The organism is Cryobacterium roopkundense (assembly GCF_014200405.1).
Classification (GTDB): domain Bacteria; phylum Actinomycetota; class Actinomycetes; order Actinomycetales; family Microbacteriaceae; genus Cryobacterium; species Cryobacterium roopkundense.
Window position 1 is genome coordinate 1,714,477 of the sequence record NZ_JACHBQ010000001.1, and the last position, 20,110, is coordinate 1,734,586.

Below are 20,110 nucleotides of genomic sequence, written 5' to 3' on the forward strand. Positions count from 1 at the left end.
ATTCATCAGAGGCCAACCGGTGGATTCAGGCTAAAGGACAGCGTCGAGGCTGCGGCGGTCCCGTTCGCAGGTTCCCCGACGATCCTTCTCGATGGTGCGGACGCGTTCCCGACAGGTGTTCGAATTGCCGATCTGGCGTGCCGCGTGTATCGCACTGACAGCGGTTTCGCTGGCGTTCCCTCCGTCGCGCAGCTCGTCGGGGCGATCCAGAACCAGGCCTGACCCTGGGTCGACTCTACGATGGCCTATGAGTAGGCCCACTGACCGTCGATGCCTTCGAGTGCAACTGTTCCTGTGTTCATACGCCACTTCTCGCGTACGTGAGGGCTTAGGAGGTTTGGTAGCCGAGAATTGTCATCATCCCGGCCTCCGCGTGGTAGATGTTGTGGCAGTGCGCCGCCCACAACCCCGGGTTGTCGGCGTCGAAAATGACGGACAGGGACGTTCCCGGGAGTACGATCGAGGTGTCTTTACGGGGCCCTGCTTCGGAGTGCTGATAGGTATGCCCGTGCAGGTGGAACGGATGCCACATCTGCGTTGTGTTCTTGATGCGCAGCCGTACGCGTTCGCCCTGAATCACTCCGAGCGCGCCAGCCAAAGGCTTGGCTGGGTCGAACTGGCGGCCGTTAATGGCCCAGTCGTACGCCATCATCGATCCCGACAACGTTGCCGTCAACTCAGGGTCGATCGAGCGCGTCGGGAGAGCCGCGTTAGCTGTGGCGACCAGCGCGTCGGCAGTGAGGACCGATCGGGTCAGCTCGGGAATTGTCACCGAGGCGGACGGGGTGTCACCCGGCCCTGAACGCACGATGGCCAGCGCCCTATCGCCCTTACCTTCCGCCATTGCAACGAATGGGAAAACCCCGTCGCCCAGTGTGACAAGAACGTCGTAACGCTCGCCCATACCGATCAGGATCGCATCTGTGTTCACGGAGTTCACCGGGAATCCATCGCTATGGGTGACCGTCAGCCGGTGCCCGCCCAGGGCCACGCGGAACGCCGTGTCGCTTCCGGCGTTGATGATTCTGATCCGCACGCGCTTGCTTGGCGCACTGGCGAACGTCTCCGGGTCTGCGGGCGGGCGGCCGTTGATGAGAAAATGTGGGTATCGGACATCACCCGCATCCCCGCCCAGCAGGTCTGAGCGGGCACCCATCATCATGTGACTACCTGTGCCGCCGCTGCCCATCATCCCGCCCATGCCGCCGCGAAGTTCATCCAAGACCTCGTCTGGGGTACCTGTGACCCCGTCAAGCCAGTCGTCCAGTACGACGACCCATTCGTCGTCGTAGTGAAGTGGTTCGTCCGGATCCTCAACGATGAGTGCACCGTAGAGACCCCGATCAAGTTGCGGGCCGACGTGCGGGTGGAGCCAGTAGGTTCCCGGTTGAGCGGTGACGAACTCGTAGGTGAACTTCTTGCCGACGCCGATCGGCGCTTGTGTCGCTCCGGGAACGCCGTCCATGTCGTTGCGCAACGCCAGGCCGTGCCAATGGACTGAGGTGTTGTCCGGGAGTTGATTGTGGACGGTTGCACGGAGGGTATCTCCCGCAGTGAGTCGGATCGTTGGCGCTGGAATCGCTCCGAAACTCCAGGTATTCGCCGTTGTGCCAGCGAGGTCGATCTGGTTCTCAGCGGAGACCAGGCCGACGCGGGTGACATGGCCTGTTCCGCCTCGGGCGAGTTCCGCTTGGCCGACGGGCGCACCACCCGGAGTGATGAACCGGGGCGTCGGCGTGCACGAAGCGAGGGCGATTGTGGCGAGGGCGCCCGTACCGACGGCAATGAAGCCGCGTCTGGTCAGGTTTGCGTTGAAACTTCCGGGTCTCACATCGGTCCGATCTATCTGGAATACCAATTTTGCGGACAAGCCTGATCCAACACTGCCGCCAGTTGACTGCGGAAAACCAGAGGCGAAGGTCCCCGCCCGGGGCCGGCTCCATCCCAATACCCACTGGGGGTATATACTCCAGAATACCCCTAGGGGGTAAGTGCTAGCGGGCGGTCTGTAACAAAATCGCAACGGAACGAAAGGGTTATCTACTCATGTGCTCCAACACCAACACCAACGACCTCGGTTTGACCGACGCATCCTGCTCTTGTGGCACCCACGCGCACAATTCTGCAGGAGCGACGGTGACTGGCGTCGGATTGACTACGCACACGTACGAGGTGTCAGGGATGACGTGCGGACACTGTGTGTCCAGTGTGACCGAGGAGGTCAGCCGTCTCGATGGAGTCTCAAAAGTTGATGTTCAGCTGGTCCCCGGCGGGGCCTCACTGCTAACTGTCTTGAGTGCGGTCGAGCTTGATCGTGGTGCAGTCGCCGCAGCGATCGATGAGGCGGGCTACGCGTTGGCGGCCGAACCCCAATAGGACGGTGTAACGCGGAGCGGAGAGATGCCGGGAGTGCGCAGGCTTAGACTGCGCAGAATTACGGCCTACGACGACGTCATCGGGCGTGCTATCGATCCTCGCCGAGTATTCGTAAGTGATCGCGATACTGCTCCGCCGTGAGTTCACCTCGCGCGAAACGCTCGTCCAGGATGTGCCGCGCATCGCTCGACTCAAGCGAACTGTCTGTCGAGGGTGGACCTTCGCCCCCAGGCGTCTTCGACAGCGAGCGAACGACGACGTAAACGATCAGGGCAATGAACGCTATCGCCAGTAATCCGAATCCCCAGGACCACCCCATACTTGATGTATCCCACATCATCAGATTTCGTTCCTTTCGATCGGCCTATTCACGACCACGATATACCCAGAGGGGTATATCAGATTCGGACAATAACGACAGTATCGGTGCGATGCCCCCGAAGGGATCAGTCGGCCATCGAAACCAGTTCCGTCCAGGTGACGCCATAGTCGTCGCTGGCAGCAATACCGCTGGCGTCCGCAACCAGGATCCATGGCGAGGAACCGCCGACAAAAGCAAACGCTTCCGGCGGCCCGTTGGTCGTCCCTCCCCGTGTCCAGGTACCAGAAGTGCCGTCTTCGCTCCACACCGCGCCCGACGCGTCAATTCCTACCAAACCTCCGCCGGCAGCATCATCGACTGCGTCGACCAGAAGAAGCGCGGGCGCGCCAGCCACGAGGCGGAAAGTTCGGCCGACATCAACGCTCATCGCGAGGCCGTCAGCCGTCGTCGCGAAGACGCGATCAGGTCGTGACGGAGATGCGGTCAGGTCGCGTAGCGCCAGTACCGCGCCGTTAGACCACGTCGCGCCTGAATCATCGCTCACCAGGATGGTCCCGGCACCGGCGTCGTACCCATATATGCGCAGCGTTTCATCCAAGGGGACTGCCACCAGATCGTGGAAATCCGTCTCCCCCTCCAGCGACAGGGCGGTCCAAGACTCGGCGCCGTCGGTACTGGAGATCAGGCCGAGGTTGGGCAGGTTCAGATCGGTCTGCTGACCCGGCGACGGGTGCCCAGACGCCAGCAGGTGACCGGGCGCCGCGACGGTGAACCCCATCGTGTCTTGCGCTAAGCGGGCGATCTGGACCGGCTCGACCCCAGGGCCGCGCGGTGTTCCCTCAAGATAGGTGTCAGGCAGGGGCCCCGTCGGGATGAGCCAGACTCCGTGGTGGGTGGCCGCATACGTGTTTCCCGTCAGGGGATCGGCGCCGAGGCCATGGACATGCTCGAATGCGTTGACCGGCGTGTTCCCCGGCGAGCCACTGCTCTGCCCGGTAGACGCACTCGCGCAACCCGCGAGGGCAAGGATACTGAACGCTGCTGCGGCCAGCCCCGTCGTGTAGCGCTGTGGGCTGTTGAATTTAGCCAAGTGTGACTCCCCTTGCACTCATGACGGATTGTGGATTCACACGCGCACCGTTGACGCGCGTTTCACAGTGCACGTGACAGCCCGAGGACGCGCCTGTCGTACCGACGAGAGCCACTGTCGCACCCGCGGAAACCTGCTGTCCGTGGGTCACCAACACTGAACTGTTATGGGCGCACCCGGTCTGAGTGCCGTCTCCACGGTGGATGAGAACCCTATTGCCGTATGAGCCGAGCCACCCGGCATAGGCGACGGTCCCTGACGATGCGGCGTGCACACCCTGACCACACCCCGCCGCAATATCTGTGCCAAAGTGAAACGCTCCGACGCCTGCGACCGGTTTGTTGGGCCGGGGGCCGTCGGCGGAGCTGATCCAACGTGAGCCCGGCAACGCCCACCCCTGGCCACCGGTAACGCTCTGGCCGCCGGACGACGGTCCCGGGCAAATTGCTTCGGCTGCGGCCTGGGCGGCACGAGCGGTATGAGTAATTGTTGCCCACTTAGCCAAGAGACACTCCTTGTGCGCTCATGAATGTCTCCGGGTTGATACGCGTTCCGTTCACCCGAGTTTCAAAATGCACGTGGCATCCGCTCGAGGACCCCGTGCTCCCTACGAGTGCGATGACGTCGCCAGCGGCGACACTCTGCCCGGCGTCGACGAGGACCTTGCTGTTGTGGGCGTACCCGGTTTCGACACCGCCCCCATGGTCGATCAGAACCCAATTGCCGTACGAGCCCTGGTATCCGGAATCGACCACTGTTCCTCCCGTCGCGGCGAACACGGGTTGCCCGCAGGGAGCCGCGATGTCGGTCCCATTGTGGTAGTCGCCGACGCCCGCGACTGGCTTATCTGGACGAGGGCCAAAGGGGCTCGTAATACGGCCCAGCACCGGCAAAGCCCACCCCTGAGCCGTCAGCTGACTCTGATCAAGACTGGCCCACTTGCCGTCGCTCGCGGGCTCCGTGTAAGACGCTGGTTTGGGAATGTCGGTGACAGTGAACCCATCCCGTTGGATGCGCGCCGACGCCATACTGGAAAAACTGAGGCTTTGCGCGGCCTCAGACTCGACAGCGGAGGTCGCCAGAGCCTGTGGCGCTTCGGTGTTCACCGCCAGGGCAGGGAGGGACGCTGCCACGGTGAAAAGTGCGATCATCGCCATGGCGGCACCGGCGGACGCGCGTTGGCGAATCGAGGCCCGCTTGGGTACTGTTCGCGGCGGTCTCGGTAGCGGTGGGGTGGTGGATCGGCTCGCGCTCAAGCGGCTCTCGAGCGCGCGTATGTCTCGACGTGACATCACGGGTGGCGGACCGGGCACCGCTGGGGCGGTCGCAATGTGGTTTGTACTATCCACGAGTGTCCGTCCGGGTCACAATCTGGGGTCGAGCAGAAAGGAAGGAATGCATCAAGAAACGTCCTTGGGGAGATTTGGTCAACGAAACAGTCACTCAAGCAGAGGCGTCACCAGAAAACGGTGGAGATCACCTCGCGGTCACCTACTGGGCTGCGAGAAGCTCCGCCATGACGGCAATTTCTGCGGTCTGCGTCGTTACGATCGTTTCCGCCATTGCCTGCGCGTCCGTGTTCTCGCCATTGTCGATTTCGATCTGTGCCATCGCGATGGCGCCCTCGTGATGCACCGTCATCTGCTCGAGGAAGAGCTGCCCTGCGTCGGTTCCGGCGGCGTCCTGAAGAGCCATCATGTCGTCGTCTGACATCATGCCATCGGAGCCATCACCCATGTCGTGCATCCCCGACATGCTGTTGTCTTCCGCATCCCACTCGGTCAGCCAGGCGTTCAGCTGGGCGATTTCGGGCTCCTGTGCGGCCTTGATCTCGGTGGCGAGATCGACAACATCTTGGTCGATGCCATCCTTGGCGAGCAGATCATCGCTCATCTCGACAGCCTGCTCGTGGTGGGGGATCATCATTTGCGCAAACGTCACGTCGGCGTCGTTGAAAACGGCCACCGATGCATCCGCTGACGAGCTCGCCGAGGTACCGGCGGGGCTGCCGCCAGCGCACGAGCTGAGAGCGAGGGCTGCGGCCACTGCTACTGCGGCAGAGAAAAGGGTACGAGTTTTGAGCATTGTTCATCCATTCATCGTCAAAGGGTAGACCGAGCGGCCGCAGGTGCGGCGGAGCACAGGCTCGGTCTAAACGCGACTGATGGAGAGAACAGTGAGACTGGGACGAGGCAGGGGCACCACGACTAGGTCGACGACCCTGAGTAGGGCGCCACCCGCGTCACGAAGCCGCCGATACGTGGCCGGCAATCGGGTGAGAAACACGAGGGCGATGAGCACCAGCAACAAAACACACGCCATGGCCAACAACGCGCAATCGAGCATTCCATTGTGGGTGCCAGCAGAGAGGGACGCGACTACGGGGGCGGTCCAGGCAACCCCGACCGCAGCGACCTCCACAGGGGCACTTGCACCGGCAGGCGTCGACGAACCGGCCGTGTGCATGTCGTGTCCGGTTGCCTCCGAGTGCATTGCGAAGACTGCGAAGAGCAAGGCGGTCAAGGCCAAAAGGCTGACGAAAGGTGACAGGAACGTCGTTGAAGCTATTCGCGTTCCTCGATTCACGCTGATGTCACCACCATTCTTCAGTCAGGCCCCGGGCACATAGATCCCGAGGCTCACTTCGAACACTAGCCCATGCCGTTCTCGCGAGCCTGAGAGTGCTTGCGTTATCGCTGGGCGCCTTTCCCAAGACGTTAGTGGTTTCGCGCGATCTACTCGCTCGCCTGGCATGCCTAGGTCGGAGTTGAACGCATCTCGGGGGTCAGACAGAAATGTCGTCAGCATAGAAATCGGCCGCGGTTTGGCGTCGTTGGGTGACGTCGTAGACGACGAACTGGGTCAAGTCCTGGAGAACCCCGTACTCGACCATTGCCCGCACGCGGTGGCTCACCGCCGGCTGGCTCAGGCGCACGGCGGTGGCGAGCGCCCGACGAGAGCCCTGCCACCTGGGCTGTCAATGACCATTCCGAACAGCTGCACCCTGGTCGGATCCGTCAACACCTTCAAGCGGCGAGCGATGCCTTCCGCAGCCTCCCGGCTGGCCACGAGGGGCCTGTCGGCGTCGCGAGTGGTCGCGGCCATGAGTGGGAGCCCAGTCGCGGCAGTGCCCCATCATCGGCCTCACGCTGTGTCATTGGAGCCGCCGCACCAAGGGTGTCTGCGCAAATTCACACAGATGGTCTACTGCACGCGCAAGAGTTCCGGGAATTCGTCCGCCAAAGCGAGCTGCTCCTGGAGCTTCGCCCTGCGCTTGTCAGCATCGGCGATGAAGGAGTCCAGTTCGCGCCGCACAGCAGGGTGAGCTGTCGCCGTGCTGTCGCAGCCGCTGGAGATGTCATCACGTGCAGCAGGTCAGTAAATAGCCTTTGATCAAGGATCTTCTTAGCAAAATATTGTCAATATCTGATGTTTTGGCGCATCGGTCTCGGGTTCAACTCGTCGGTGCCTGGTCGAAAAATATCGTTGATCAGGGCTTCTAGGATGCCGTGACCCAGGTTGGATTCGCTGAATCGCGTTCGGTCTTGAATTCAAGCTTCGCTCAACTCACTCGAAATATAGTTTGATCAAGTTTTCTTGTCCTAGAAAGAGAGGACAAGAATTGATCCAACCATTGTTTGTCCATTGTTTATTGCAAAATTGGTGCCTGTTACAGGCGTTCGAACATAACGTGCACGGCCCGGTTCGAGTGGTCTGGGCGGATGTCGAGGGGCTTCGGCCTGTTCGGCGGCAGTCGACGCCAGGCTCGTGTGTCGGCGGCCGAAGGGACGTTCGGTGATGGCCGGTCGACCCCGTCTTCCGATCGGCACCTTCGGGTCGATCACGGCGATCAGGCTCGGTCCCAGACGGTTCCGGGCAACGACGGCGTTCCGTGACGTGGACGGCCAGATACGTCGGGTGTGCGCTACGCGTTCGAGCCGCAGTGCAGCTCAGGCAGCTCTCAAAGTCACGCTGGTGGAGCGCGTGCGCGCAGGCGGAGTCGGCGACTCACTGACGGCGACTTCGCCATTCCTGCGGCTCGCCAAGGCATGGCTCGAGGACGTGGTGCTCGACGTAGACCGCACCCAAAGCACGAAGGACACCTACCAGCGTGCGGTACGCAGTCTCGTGCTTCCCTTCTTCGAACACTTCACCGTTGGCGAGGTGAGCGTCGGCCGGATCGAGCGATTCCTGAAGCTGCAGCGTGAGAAGTCCTATACGCGGGCGAAGCAGTCGCGTGCCATCCTGTCCATGATCTTAGGCTTCGCGGTGCGACGGGAGATCATCCAGCGCAATCCCGTGAAAGAAACGTCGCGCATGAAGAAGCCCCCGCATACCCCGAAAGCGCTCACGACGGAGCAGATCGCAGCAATTCGTGTCGCAGCGCGCGAGTGGCGCGTGGCGGAGAGAACGATGGGGCCCCGCGCTGACGGTCAGGTGCGGGACATCATCGAGGTGATGCTCAGTACGGCGACGCGCATCGGCGAAGCACTCGCGCTTCGCCAGTGCGACGTCGACCTAGGCGCTGAACCGCCACGGGTGCGCACTACGGGGACGATTGTCGTGCACAACCGTGCCGGCATGTTCCGTCAGAAGCATCCCAAAACACACGAATCGAACCGGATCATCCGCGTGCCCCCCTTCGTCGTCGACGTGATTCGTCAGCGCCTGAAGCTGATCGATCCGGAAGACACCGAGCACCTCCTGTTCTCCTCACGCACGGGCACTCCACTCACGCCGTATAACGTAAGGCAAACATTCCGGGGCACGCTCAGGAGCGCTGGCCTCGACGGCCTGACTGTGTTTTGTCAACTTGAAGCCGGCCATTTCAGCGCTAATTCACCGGCCAGTTCGGCACCGTTTCCGGCCAGTTGAGCACCGCGGTCCCAACGGCCGGTTTCTGGGGTCGGTTTCGTCGCTGTGCCCTCGGCGGAGTGGCGTTTGCGGTCGGCCGGGCCGGCTTCAGGATCGAGGTCGGCCGGGCTGGTGCGGGGTTATTTCATGAGGGCGTGCTTGACGCGGTAGGACTCGCCGCGAAACTGGAGGAGCCGGCCGTGGTGCACGATGCGGTCGATGACGGCCGCGGCCATGTTGTCGTCACCGAACACCGTTCCCCAGCGCGAAAACTCCAAATTTGTGGTGATGATCAGGCTTCTTTTTTCATAGCAGTCCGCGATGACTTGAAACAGGAGCCGAGCGCCCTCGGTATCAATCGGTAGGTAGCCAAATTCGTCAATTGCGAGTAATCGGTTTTTCGCTATGTTGGCCAGTTCCCGATCGAGGCGGCCTTCGTCTTTGGCGCGGCGCAGCTGCATGACCAGCGACGAGGTCGTGAAGAAGCGTGCCGGGATTCCTTCGCGGCAGGCGGCGGCGACCAGGGCACTGGCGAGGTGGGTTTTGCCGGTGCCAACATCGCCGTAGAGGACGAAGTCCTCGGCTCCGTTGATGAATTCCAACGACGTCAGCTCTTCCCGGCCGTAATCCTCGGGGAACCTGACGCTCGAGTAGTCGAAACCCGTGAGTGATTTCAGCGCCGGCAGCCGGGCCGCCGTCAACAGCCGGTGCCGGCGTGAGGCTTGCCGGGATTCGTGCTCGGCGAGGAGCATTCCGTGCGGGTACTCGCGTTGTTTCGGGGTGCCTTTCTCGGCCCATTCGGCCAGCACGGGGGTGGTCAGCGATGCCTGGCGGCCGGTCTCGATGATGTCTTGAACGGTGACGGGGGTCATGCGATTTTTCCCGTCAGGGTGTTCACGGTGGTGAAGGCGTCGGTGGTGAAGATGTCGTAAACACTCAAGTCCACGTTCTCCGCCGCCGGGGTGCTGCCATCGGCCAGGCGACGGGCGCCGGGCGAGCATGCCCCACGCGGCGATCTCGGGGGTGTCTCCGCGTTGAATGAGCATGTCGGCAGCTGGCGGCGTCGAAACCGGCTGATCCCGATGCGGCATCGACGGCGTTGAGCTGTCGGCGCCGATTGGTGGCCGTGGCCTTGTCGAGCCAGTCCCGCCCCGGCTCGGGGACCAACGGCCGCAGTTGGGAATGGCCCCAGGCTCCGGGCTTGGTTACCAGCAACGGCAGCAGCGACGCCGGCTCGAAGATCGTCTCCGTCTGCCGACCAAACGCCCGTGGGAAGGAACGGACGGGCGTGGCCTGCTCGTCGAGGATCTCGACGACGTCGTGGCGCAACCCGACCGTGAGAGTGCGGCTGTGAAAGGACGACCCTGCCGCGTAGGTGTTCCCGTCAATGAGCAAGTTCCCCTTCTTATCAGCCGTGCGGGACTCATAACGCACCGGGTCAAAGCCGACCCCGGGCAGCGCCAGACTGGCGGCAACGTCCTGGGCAAAGAGCTCGCTAATCGCCAGGCCCTTCCGATAGTGCGTGGCCTCAGCCAACGCCATGCACCGCGTCAACAGCACGTCGTTCAGGCCCTGCAACGTGGCCGCCTCGGGCTCAGGGACCATCAGATTCCGGCGGAGAAACCCGACGGCGTTTTCGACGTTGCCCTTCTCATTGCCCGAGTACGGATTGCAGTACCGAGACTCCGACCGGTAATGCAACTTGAACGCGCTGAACAGTTTCGTCTCGACGACCTTCTGCCCCACTCTTCGCCCGATCCCGGTGGCGTTGTCAAAAACCAGGTGCCGGGGCGCGGCACCGATGTGATCGAAAACGGTGCGCAGCCCATGGCAGACGCACTCGGAGGTTTCACCGCGGTAAGCCTGCACGAAGCGCATGTTCGAGAACGGAAACGTGACAACGAAGATATGCAGAACCTGACGGAGCCCGCCGATGATGGCCTCCGCCTGCCCAAAGTCAACCTGCGCCGTGCCAGCCGGCCAGACCAGTTCGGTGAAGCCCTCCCCAGCCTGGCGATGAAGGTCGTTCCACTTCTTCACGAAACGTTGCACCGGCGAATAACTGCCGGTGAAACCCCTCTCGACGACCAGGCGGTCAAAGCCCCGTTTGGCCGTATGGCGTTGCTTCCGAGGCCGGCGCTGATCCTCGCCCAACCACGTTTCAACGGTCGTTTCGAACCCGGTCATCGCCGAGCCGGCAGGCCGGAGCACCGGGGCCGGAGGCTGGGGTGAGTAGTCGCGTTGCCCGGTGTATTTCACCACCGCGTCGCGGCTCACTCCGAGCCGGCGGGCAATTTCCCGGCCCGCGATTCCGTGGGAGTCGAGAGTTCTGATATTTTCTTGCACGGACATGGGTACCTTCATCTGCTTCCTGGTTCCTTCCGGCGCGACCGCTTGGCAGTTGCTGCGCCGTTAGGAACCTACTGGGGGTGGCGGGCCCATGTCTCCAGCTCGCTGAAGAGGGCCTCGGCCACCGGTGATCTCAATCTCTGCGTCTTCCCCAAATCCACGGTCTTGGAGGGGAATCGACTGGCCTGATTCTTAGTGCTCTTTTGGCAGGAAACCAGCCGCTAACTTGGCAGGATTCCAGCGCTGAAACGGCCTATAAAGAGTTGATCACACACACGCGTAGAGAATCCCGCTGACCTCCCCGAGTGACACGGCATCAGTGGGCGCGGCCGCCGGGCGGTTTGGCCCCAGATCTGTCCCGCAGTCCGGCGGCGAATTCAACAATTCGTTGCGACGAGCGGTTGAGTTCGCCGTTCTGGGTGGCCCAGGGGGGCGATCGGGACCTTTTCAAATTCACATGGTGCATGATGAGAGGAATGTTCACTCCTACCCGAGCTGCCGGCCTCGAAACCCTTGGCCTGTTCGTCCCTCATGCGGGGTTGGATTACGCGCGAGACCGCAATCACGACACTGGACCCTCGCGTGAAAACGTCTCCGGTCTCTCTCCGTATCTCCGCCACAGACTCCTGACCGAGCGTGAAGTGGTTTCGGCTGTGCTTGAACGGCATCGGTTCGGTGCATGCGAGAAATTTGTGCAGGAAGTCTTCTGGCGGACGTATTGGAAGGGGTGGCTCGAGCAGAATCCCGAGGTGTGGCGACGGTATCGTCGCGATGTGGCCGAGTTCGGGCTCGCTTCTGACACACGTTCCGGGGGTTACCGCGAAGCTATCGCTGGGCACACCGGCATTGATGCGATGGATGCGTGGGTGCGTGAGCTTGTGGACACCGGATACCTGCACAACCACACCCGCATGTGGTTTGCGAGCATCTGGATCTTCACGCTCGGCCTGCCGTGGCAACTCGGTGCGGACTTCTTCTATCGACACCTTCTTGATGGCGATGCCGCCTCCAACACGCTCTCCTGGCGGTGGGTTGCCGGGCTCCAGACAGCCGGAAAGACCTACCTCGCGACGGCATCGAACATTTCTCGCTACACCGAGGGCCGGTTCTCGCCATCGGGACTCGCCACGTCGGCACGAGCGATCATCGAAGAGCCACTGCCAACGAGGTCACCGATTGCTCTCGCCGAGTGCACCTCATTGGGTGCCCGAGTGGGGCTGTTGTTGCACGAAGAGGATTTGGACGCGGCAAGCCTGCGCGCCGAGTTTTCCTGGTTGGATTCGAACAGCCGACTGGTGGCTATCGCCGGATCCGCCGATCCCGGCGAGCGCTCGCCCTCCGGTGCCTCGGATGCAGTGCGGCGATTCACGGTATCAGCCCTCGATGACGCTGCCAAGCGGGCCTTAGACGCCTTCGGGCGACCGGCGAGAGTGCTGCCCGACGCGCTCCCCTCCACGGTTCTGAAGTGGGCGGAGTCCGAACGCCTCGATACGGTGGTTGTGCCGAACGCACCGGTAGGCCCGGTGCAGCAACGGATGCTGACGCTCGGCGCAGCTCTCGCCTCGGAGGGAATAACGGTCACGATCGTCAGGCGGCGCTGGGACACGCTCGCTTGGCCCTACGCCGCGCGCGGGTTCTTCCCTTTCAGCGAGCGTATTCCTGAACTGCTGCACCAGCACGGCTTGTAGACCCGGGACCTTGACACAGGGCGATCTGGCCTTGTCGGGGAGCGTCGTAGGTGAGCGCGTGGGTGGTCACAGGTTGGCAACGAGCCGTACCGCGCAATCTTGGCTGGGTTACTGTCAAGTGTGCGGAAACTCTGGGTGGGTGCGTTTCTCGTGTTGTCGAGTCTGAGTCTGACGGCGTGCGCGCCTTCCGGGTTCGCGTGTTCCGCCGTTGGGTACCCAAGCGTGGCCAAGATCGCTTTGGCTGAGCCGAAGGCGGGCGTCGCGCTTGAGCTGTGTGATGGTGTGGGTTGCGTGCCGGGACCGCCGATGGCGCCAGTCAAGTTGCAGCCAGCGGGCACAACAGTGGAGCCGATTATTGAAGAAACGGGTGTGTTCACTCTCGTCGGAGACGGTATTTCAGGTTGGAGAGCGGACTTTGTCGGCGGCCAATCGATGGTGGGATATCGATTGACTGACACGGTCGGTGGCGTGGTTGCCGAAGGCGCCATCGACGTCGACTGGGTTCGTGTCGGCGGAACTGAACGGTGTGGTGGGCCCAGGGAAGCGGACATCGAACTGCCCTCCTGAAGAGCCCCGCCGATCGTCCGAGTGAATTATCGGGTCAACCTCCGCATGCACTGCGTCTGCGAGCCCGACGTGTACTTCCAGTGTTTCGCGTCGATCGGTGGAAGTGCCGTCAGCTTCTCGGCTGCTGGGTGGAATTGTTGGCGATGATGGCCGTGCCAGGAAGCAAAGGCACTATCGCGGATACGGCCCAATCTGGCTCGCCCATACGAGGTGATCCGATTTTCCATCACGCGATCAAACTTGGCCAGACGCTGCCGCATCGAGGCAGGGGATTCGGGTTCTGCCGATGACGGCGAAGCTGTCGGGGTGGAGGGCGTCAGGCACGGTTTCGATGACGGGGTGGGAACGGAGTCGGTGTAGGCGCCCAGACGTCCCAGGTGATTATGAAGGTTGTTTTGTCCCATCCGGCGCCGTCGATGACGGGTTGCACGCGCTCCCAGACCGGAGCACAACTCAGGCCGGTTCGGTTGGCAGTCAACTGAATGCCTCCTATCGATTCAGATTGATCGCCGGCGGGCTCTGCGCTGTCTGACTCAGGCCTCCGCGGCAGATCAGCTCAGGGCCAACGGCCACGTCTGGACGACATATATCCGCTCCTGGGAACACCCCCATTTCGGCCGTTCTGTCGACTTGTTATGGGGTGGGGTGGAAAGCACACCTTATGAGATCCGAAGAAGAGGCTGTTGCGGTTGCGAAGGTTATTGACCGGATGAGTGAACGCTTCCCTGGTGTAGCGCAGGCGAGCGTTGAAGAAGTGGTGTAGTCGGAATACCAACTTTTCGAGGGCCACCCTGTTCGTAATTTCGTTCCGATTCTGGTGGAGCGAGCGGCAAAGACACGTCTGAGCGGCCGGCCTGTATCCGCGCTAGTCGCCTAGCTCTGATTACACTCACGCATTCGGGATGCAACGTCACGCAGCATCACGTGCACGGTAGCCGTATACGTGAAGCTGGTTGGAACGGGGCCTCGGGGATTGGAGAACTTCTCTGCGAGACGGCCGTGCCTGCTCACTGGCTGGTGCCACGGCCTGTGCACACTCCGGCTTCGCGATGAGACTGACATTGTTCAGGCGCGATGAGTCACAGAACCCGTGTGCGCGTCGCTGAAGGTGAAGTACTCCCGCCGGTTGGACCGGACGGCCGTGATGGGAGCATCGCGGCGCATGACCGCCGCGACCCGCCTATTCGTGCCGCGATCCCCGTTTGACCTTTGGCGCGGGGTAAACGTGCTTCCAGAGTTGGGTGAAGACGCGTGCGGCTTCGGTTCCCGGTGCGTAGATTCCGATCGGGGCGCGTTCTGACCCCATCCGCTCGATGATGACGGTCGAGGGTAAAACAAGGTCGATCACCTGGGGGTTGTCCCGTGACAACGTCTGAGCTGCGGTGCGATGCACGAGTTTGCGGCGGTCCACCATTGAGAGGAATGCGAACACCTTCGGGGGTCTGTCGGAGGCTGCGACGATGTCGTTGACCTGGTTCAGTGACCGAACCGAGAGCGGCGACGGAACGAGCGGCACCACGACGAGGTCGGCGGCGTGGAGCGCGTTCTCGGCGACGAGGGACGCCCCGGGTGGGCAGTCCAGGATGAAGACATCGTATTCAGATGACACCGATTCGAGCACCTTCGCGATGCGGTGCGTTGACTTCTTGGCCGCGTCGAGCACGAGGTCGAGCGCACGATATGTTTCGTCAGCCGGGAGCACATCGAGGTTCGGGTACGACGTGGAACGGATAGCGGCGTCCATCTCTGTTTTGCCGCGAAGGAGGGCAGTCACGCCGCCCTTGACCCTCGGTTTCACATTGAGGAGATAGGTGGAGGCGCCTTGTGGGTCCAAATCCCAGAGGAGAACCCGGCATGCACGGGAGGCCTCCCAGGCGAGATTCACCGCTGTCGTTGTTTTGCCCACCCCCACCCTTGGTGCTGTACAGTGCAACGGTCTTCATCACCCCATCCTAGGAGGGCGGCTTTCAGGCCAGGGGAAGAATTGTTCTGCTCAGGAGGTGCACGTCTGAGATGACGACCATTCGATCAGGGCTCGATTGAGGCATCGTAGGGCGAACACGGCAACGTCGGGAGGGTTGTTCAGGCCGGAGCCGAGCATCACAACCCGCGTCGATCACCCTGCTGCGCCGAGCAGGTTGACGAGCGTGAATGTTGGGCGTGGCATCTTGCCCACTCCTGCGGCGACGGGCGCGAAGGATCGTATAGCGGTACCAAGTGTGCGATCGTGACGGCCGCCGGGCGAAGCCGTCAAAGAAGCCTGGTGTTCTGATCGTACTTTTTCGGCTGAAGCGGCCGGGGTTGGGTCGTTCGTCGCCACTCGTCACTGAACGGTGAAACGGACGGACAAGACGCGCGGTTCCCGTCCCACAGAAGGTTCCCCTCTGACACCGCCTCCGGGCATTGGGAAGTTGCATGGAGCAGCACTAGATCTGTCGCAGTGGCCGTCCACCTGTGAGCCGGCTGACTGAACCGTCCCTGATTTCCTGCCGTATAGTTTTTGGGTAAGCGAGTAAAACGTTCGGGGCCAAGCTTGGGAGGCATCGGTGAGACTGCCGTCATCGGAATCGAAGTTGTCGCTTACTTCGGCCAGCTACGTTCCGAGATGCCTGCGGTCTGGCGTGAGTTGTTTTCGCGTCAAGATGAGCTGCCCGCCTCAGGTGCCGACGTCTTCGTCGAGACCAGCAACTATTTAGGCGACGGCCTTTACCGCGAGACTGTTGGAGCAGTAGCGGTCGTCGACGTTCCAGTGCCTGATGGTATGGCTGTGGCCTTCCTGCCCGGTGGCAGATTCGTCCAGCACCGGCATGAGGGTTCGGTGGCCACCATCACAGGCGGTTTCCAGAGCATTTATGACTGGGCTGCAGAGCAGGGGTTGACTCTCGGGAACCGCAAACTCGATGTTGGATACACGGCCGACGGTGTTCAACAACCGCACGAACTATACGTCGACATTCTCATCTGACGGCCTTCCCCGTCACGACGGAATCACACTATATCCGGCCGAAGCGCCGTGCAATGCCGGCGATTCACGCAGCTGTCGTAGGCGACCGGATGAGGGAGCCTCGTCTCCCTGGTGAGAACGGCGCGAACAGCCCATTGGCCGTGGCTGGGCGGGATTTCACTCCGGGACGGGTCAGTGTCCGGGCACCTTTGCTCCCATGGGGCGCGTGGTGCCGTCTTCGCGGGGCCGTTGCCGTCAGGTTCGGCGAATGCAACCAGTGTGCGGTGGAGGTTGATTTTTCTTTGTCGGACGTTGCCAAGGATGCCGTCACCGCGTGGCCATTTCTTTCGTCGCCGGTTCACACTTCTTGTCGGCCGGATCGTTTCAGAGGCGGAGGTCGCCTTCGACGAGTCGTTGGGCGACGCTGCTGAGTGTTGCCTGTTGCGATCGGGCGTAGTGGCGGAGGCGTTGGAACGCGTCGTCCATCGACAGGTGTGAGGTTTCGGAGACGACTCCTTTGGCTTGCTCGATGACGATCCGGCTGGAGAGCGCGTTCTGGAGCTGGTCGCGGATGGCAAAGGAACCGTGGATGGTGCGTTCTTGGAGGATGCCGATGGTGGCGACGTCGGCGAGGGCCTGGGCCGCGCGGATATCGTGCTGGTTCAGCTCGCCGCGTTCTTTGCGCATCAGATTGAGAGTCCCGATGGTGGTCTCGCGCAACCGCAGTGGGATGGCATAGACGGAGAGGATACCGTGGGCGCGGGCTGTGGTGCAGAAGTCTGGCCAGCGGTCAGATCCGATGTCGATGTCGGGCAGAGACACGACGGTGCGGGTGCGGAAGCATTCCAAGCAGGGACCGGCTTTGGCGTCGAGCTGCATGATGTCCACGAGCGTGTTCGCTTCACTGGTAGAGGCAACAACTTCCAGGGTGTTGTCGCTCCTGAGCAGCAAGATGCCGGCAGAGTCCACGTCGAGGAGGTCGTGGCAGTTCTCGACCAGGGTCTGCAGCAGGTCGAGGACGTCATATCCGACAACGAGGCTGTCTGCGAGCGTGGCGAACGCTTCGAAAAGCTGCGCCGCGCGGTCGATGCTACTCACGGTATGTCCTCACCGTGATCGACGGCTTCAGTGAAGCGGATCCGACGCGCGACGATGTCCTCGGAAACCTCCTGCATCGACCGGTTCTCCGCGAAAGCGCGAACTTTGATGATCAGGTAGGCGTCGGCGGCAGCAATCCCGAGTTGAGCCAAGACCATCCCGGTGGCTTGATGAATCAGGCGCCTCGAGAACGTCGAGGTGTCGATTGTTCTGCCGGCGGTCTGAATGGCATGACTGAGGACGCTGCGGCTGACCATCGCCGACAATTCCAAGACCTCGTGTTGCTGACCAGGAGTGAGTGTGACCGGGTCAATGGAATACAAGTCGACCGCTCCGATCTCAAGCGGGCCGAAGACGAGGGGGAAGGCGAAGAGCGCTCCGACGTTCTCTGCCCGGATCGCGTCCGTGAACGCTGGCCAGGACGCGCCGGTGCGGGTAGCGAAGTTGGCTTCTAAGACGGGCTGCCTTGTCGCCAACGCATCCCAGCACGGGCCCTCGCCCAGGTCAAACTGGAGTTCGTCGACACGTCTCGCTTGTTCATCGGTAGCGGAGATCGTCTCAGTGCCCATAAGTGGCCCGAACGTAGAGATGGATGCGCCCGTCACCGGGAGGAACTGCGTGAACGGGTAGGCGAGTTTTGAGCCTGGGATGTCAAAGTGAGACAGAGTATCCGATGCGGCCAGGAATGAATGGTTCGACATTAAAACACCTCGTCTGTTTTTCATGAAGCTATTCCTAAATGCCACCGGTTTCTAGGGCTACCCGCCGACAACGAGCCATTCGACACGATAGACATTCCCCTGCGACATAGAGGGCATCGGTCATGGACCATCACCCTTCCCCGCTGAATTGGCGCATTGGTCGTTCTCCTCTGACACGGTCTCCGCGTTTTGGGCAGTTGCGCTGACTAGGCCTAGATCTGTCGCAGAAGTCTATGTGGCACATGCCCGCCGCGGTGCTGCCCGGACCCCGGAGATCCACATTATCTTCGTGCGCCGGACGACTTTAGTGTCGGTATGACGACCGGAGCCACGCAGACAGATGCAGACAAACTGCCAAAACACTGACACTTGGGCCGAATGCGCTCCCGTTTGAGTAATCGGGTGCAAAGTACAGTGCATGATACGTATGAAGCGCACGTCACGCGCCTCGCTGGTCAGCGGGGCATTCGTAGAACTCGCTGACGCACTGGTCGGAGAATACGACGTGCTCGATTTGTTGCGCACTCTTGTCGATCAATGTGTTGTGTTGCTAGACGCCAGCGCAGCGGGCGTGGTGTTGGTGGATCAAAACGGCCAACTACAGGTTCTCGCCTCGTCGAGCGAAGAAGGCCACATCGTTGAAATAATGCAGCACCGAGCCGGTGCAGGTCCCTGCGTCGACGCGTATCTGACCGGGGAGGTGGTCACACTGAGTGACATTGAAGCGGAGGGACACCGATACCCTGCTTTTCAGATGGTTGCGCTCAGCCAAGGTTTCCAATCAGTTCATGCCATTCCGATGCGCTTGCGCCCAAATACCATCGGGGCACTGAACCTGTTCCGAACGCACAAAGGCGTACTGAGTGATGAAGACGCGACAATCGGTCAGGCATTGGCAGACGTCGCGACCATCAGTCTTCTGCATGAAAGCGCCGCTCGGGAAAGTACGGCGGTGAACGAACAACTACAACGCGCGCTGAACAGTCGTGTCTTTATCGAGCAGGCCAAAGGCGTCATCGCCCAACGTAATGGCATCAGTATGGAGGATGCTTTCAAGCGTCTGCGCCAGCACGCCCGGTCACGCCAGGAGCCCATGCACGTCAGCGCCGCAAACATCATCGATAACCTCATCTTGATTTAGGGTGTGGAAGGTGACGTCGACTTTCAGGGCGGGCTGGTCGCACCAATAATGGTCGCGGTCCCGGTACTGGACCAAGAGCTTGGACAGCTGCGCCAGCGATTCGGGCGAGCACGTCTGTTGTTCGACATTTGGCTATCCACACCGGTGGAACTGCGTCGCGGCACCTCTCGTATCACCGCGGTGCTACAGATCGGAGAGGACGAGAGAGCCTAGCGAAAGAGCACTTAGAGGGGGCGTGTGTGGTGCTGCGAGGTGACAGCCCAGGCAGTGGATAAGACGATGGATTGCGTTGAACCCGATTGATCATTCAGCGCGGCGGCGTGGCTCCATATGAAGATCCAGGTCCTCACCATGGCTTTGTCGGCCGCCGACGGGTTCGCCAAGTTGTGCAGGCAAATGGCATAGGTTTCAACCACGACGGCGTCATAGAGGTTGCCGAAGGCGAGGGCATCGCCGGCGGCAACTCGTTCAAGAAGCAGATGACCGCCGACACCGTCCCCTGGAGCATGCGGCTGCGTTTCAGCGGCGGTCACGGTGTGGCCCAAGACGATGATCGGCGGACAGCTGTAAACAAGGCACTCCCTAGAAATGGTGAGTGAATCCGGTCACAGAATCTGGAAAGACACAAGAAATATAGGAGGGCTAAATCGGGTGTGTCAAGGCCGCGGACGAAGAAATAGGTGATGGGACGCCGTCGAAATACACGATCTGCCCGTGCGGTTCAGGAGGCAGTACCTCAACAAATGAGGCACTGAATGAATGAACTCGGCCCGCCAGGAAGGGCGATCAATCTGATCCGAATAGGTGACCAGCAAGCGCAAACGTAGGCCCGATTTCGCGGCGCATGCACCCCAAACTCGACGAGATGGTCCTTGAGCTGCCGCTCCGACGCGTCCCGGTCGTTGGCCAGAAACTCGAGCGTGATCGATCCGTCGTGATCTGCTGAGAGCGCGCACGCGACGCTTCCGAGCGCATATGGG

19 protein-coding genes and 2 pseudogenes are annotated in these 20,110 nt (G+C 61.5%); 7 read left to right on the plus strand and 14 right to left on the minus strand.

The features are described 5' to 3' along the window. Window positions 1-328: 328 nt before the first annotated feature. Window positions 329-1,831, minus strand: coding sequence for a multicopper oxidase family protein (locus tag BJ997_RS08015; protein ID WP_035837876.1), 1,503 nt, complete (start codon window positions 1,829-1,831; stop codon window positions 329-331). Between the two features lie 215 nt (window positions 1,832-2,046). Between BJ997_RS08015 and BJ997_RS21755 the strand changes: the two genes are divergently transcribed. After that, window positions 2,047-2,376 (plus strand): heavy-metal-associated domain-containing protein, encoded by a 330-nt coding sequence (locus BJ997_RS21755; RefSeq protein WP_084141394.1) that lies wholly within the window; start codon window positions 2,047-2,049, stop codon window positions 2,374-2,376. A 446-nt stretch (window positions 2,377-2,822) separates the two neighbouring features. On the opposite strand, the gene BJ997_RS08025 is transcribed toward BJ997_RS21755, so the two are convergent. From BJ997_RS08025 to BJ997_RS08050, 7 genes are all read right to left on the minus strand, one after another. Beyond that, window positions 2,823-3,788 (minus strand): F510_1955 family glycosylhydrolase, encoded by a 966-nt coding sequence (locus BJ997_RS08025; RefSeq protein ID WP_084141396.1) that lies wholly within the window; start codon window positions 3,786-3,788, stop codon window positions 2,823-2,825. Beyond that, a complete protein-coding gene (locus tag BJ997_RS22085; protein WP_084141398.1) occupies window positions 3,781-4,293 on the minus strand; it encodes a M23 family metallopeptidase in 513 nt (170 codons plus the stop codon). Before BJ997_RS22085 ends, BJ997_RS08025 begins: the two co-directional genes overlap by 8 nt. Beyond that, on the minus strand, window positions 4,286-4,945 hold the full coding sequence (locus BJ997_RS08035; RefSeq protein WP_244962579.1) for a M23 family metallopeptidase: 660 nt from the start codon (window positions 4,943-4,945) through the stop codon (window positions 4,286-4,288). The genes BJ997_RS22085 and BJ997_RS08035 overlap by 8 nt, the downstream gene beginning before the upstream one ends. Window positions 4,946-5,279: 334 nt before the next feature. Next, window positions 5,280-5,753: a DUF305 domain-containing protein gene (locus tag BJ997_RS08040; RefSeq protein WP_338042585.1), complete on the minus strand. Its 474-nt coding sequence runs from the start codon at window positions 5,751-5,753 to the stop codon at window positions 5,280-5,282. A gap of 186 nt (window positions 5,754-5,939) precedes the next feature. Continuing rightward, a complete protein-coding gene (locus tag BJ997_RS08045; RefSeq protein ID WP_152602271.1) occupies window positions 5,940-6,311 on the minus strand; it encodes a hypothetical protein in 372 nt (123 codons plus the stop codon). Between the two features lie 262 nt (window positions 6,312-6,573). Beyond that, a complete protein-coding gene (locus tag BJ997_RS21760; RefSeq protein WP_268871395.1) occupies window positions 6,574-6,702 on the minus strand; it encodes a hypothetical protein in 129 nt (42 codons plus the stop codon). A gap of 11 nt (window positions 6,703-6,713) precedes the next feature. Continuing rightward, complete coding sequence (locus BJ997_RS08050) at window positions 6,714-6,893, minus strand: hypothetical protein (protein ID WP_035837884.1); 180 nt, start codon at window positions 6,891-6,893, stop codon at window positions 6,714-6,716. A gap of 792 nt (window positions 6,894-7,685) precedes the next feature. Between BJ997_RS08050 and BJ997_RS21920 the strand changes: the two genes are divergently transcribed. Next, the gene (locus BJ997_RS21920; protein WP_160175897.1) at window positions 7,686-8,663 is read left to right on the plus strand and encodes a tyrosine-type recombinase/integrase; all 978 of its coding nucleotides are present in this window, start codon (window positions 7,686-7,688) and stop codon (window positions 8,661-8,663) included. 119 nt (window positions 8,664-8,782) lie between these two features. Here the strand turns inward: BJ997_RS21920 and istB are convergent, their stop codons facing one another. Next, the gene (gene istB, locus BJ997_RS08060; protein WP_183323348.1) at window positions 8,783-9,514 is read right to left on the minus strand and encodes an IS21-like element helper ATPase IstB; all 732 of its coding nucleotides are present in this window, start codon (window positions 9,512-9,514) and stop codon (window positions 8,783-8,785) included. Continuing rightward, window positions 9,511-10,994, minus strand: a pseudogene (istA, locus tag BJ997_RS08065) (IS21 family transposase). The gene istB and the pseudogene istA overlap by 4 nt, the downstream one beginning before the upstream one ends. Window positions 10,995-11,467: 473 nt before the next feature. Between istA and BJ997_RS08070 the strand changes: the two are divergent. The 3 genes and pseudogenes from BJ997_RS08070 to BJ997_RS22090 all read left to right on the plus strand — a co-directional run. Beyond that, on the plus strand, window positions 11,468-12,679 hold the full coding sequence (locus BJ997_RS08070; protein WP_035837886.1) for an FAD-binding domain-containing protein: 1,212 nt from the start codon (window positions 11,468-11,470) through the stop codon (window positions 12,677-12,679). Window positions 12,680-12,901: 222 nt separating this feature from the next. After that, entirely contained in the window at window positions 12,902-13,246 is a 345-nt protein-coding gene (locus BJ997_RS08075; protein ID WP_152602273.1) for a hypothetical protein, read from the plus strand. A gap of 778 nt (window positions 13,247-14,024) precedes the next feature. Continuing rightward, window positions 14,025-14,123, plus strand: a pseudogene (locus tag BJ997_RS22090) (three-helix bundle dimerization domain-containing protein); the annotation flags it as partial. A 303-nt stretch (window positions 14,124-14,426) separates the two neighbouring features. Here the strand turns inward: BJ997_RS22090 and BJ997_RS08080 are convergent. Then, window positions 14,427-15,158, minus strand: a complete 732-nt coding sequence (locus BJ997_RS08080) for a ParA family protein (RefSeq protein ID WP_338042586.1) — start codon at window positions 15,156-15,158, stop codon at window positions 14,427-14,429. 621 nt (window positions 15,159-15,779) lie between these two features. Between BJ997_RS08080 and BJ997_RS08085 the strand changes: the two genes are divergently transcribed. Continuing rightward, window positions 15,780-16,211 (plus strand): effector binding domain-containing protein, encoded by a 432-nt coding sequence (locus BJ997_RS08085; RefSeq protein WP_035837890.1) that lies wholly within the window; start codon window positions 15,780-15,782, stop codon window positions 16,209-16,211. Window positions 16,212-16,574: 363 nt separating this feature from the next. On the opposite strand, the gene BJ997_RS08090 is transcribed toward BJ997_RS08085, so the two are convergent. Both BJ997_RS08090 and BJ997_RS08095 read right to left on the minus strand, forming a co-directional pair. Next, window positions 16,575-17,288, minus strand: a complete 714-nt coding sequence (locus BJ997_RS08090; RefSeq protein ID WP_035837892.1) for a GAF and ANTAR domain-containing protein — start codon at window positions 17,286-17,288, stop codon at window positions 16,575-16,577. After that, a complete protein-coding gene (locus tag BJ997_RS08095) occupies window positions 17,285-18,013 on the minus strand; it encodes a GAF and ANTAR domain-containing protein (protein ID WP_236629060.1) in 729 nt (242 codons plus the stop codon). Before BJ997_RS08095 ends, BJ997_RS08090 begins: the two co-directional genes overlap by 4 nt. A 403-nt stretch (window positions 18,014-18,416) precedes the next feature. Here BJ997_RS08095 and BJ997_RS08100 point away from each other — a divergent pair, with 403 nt between their 5' ends. Then, window positions 18,417-19,130, plus strand: coding sequence for a GAF and ANTAR domain-containing protein (locus tag BJ997_RS08100; RefSeq protein ID WP_035837894.1), 714 nt, complete (start codon window positions 18,417-18,419; stop codon window positions 19,128-19,130). A gap of 224 nt (window positions 19,131-19,354) precedes the next feature. Here the strand turns inward: BJ997_RS08100 and BJ997_RS08105 are convergent, their stop codons facing one another. Then, window positions 19,355-19,663, minus strand: a complete 309-nt coding sequence (locus tag BJ997_RS08105) for a hypothetical protein (RefSeq protein WP_152602274.1) — start codon at window positions 19,661-19,663, stop codon at window positions 19,355-19,357. Window positions 19,664-20,110: the final 447 nt, after the last annotated feature.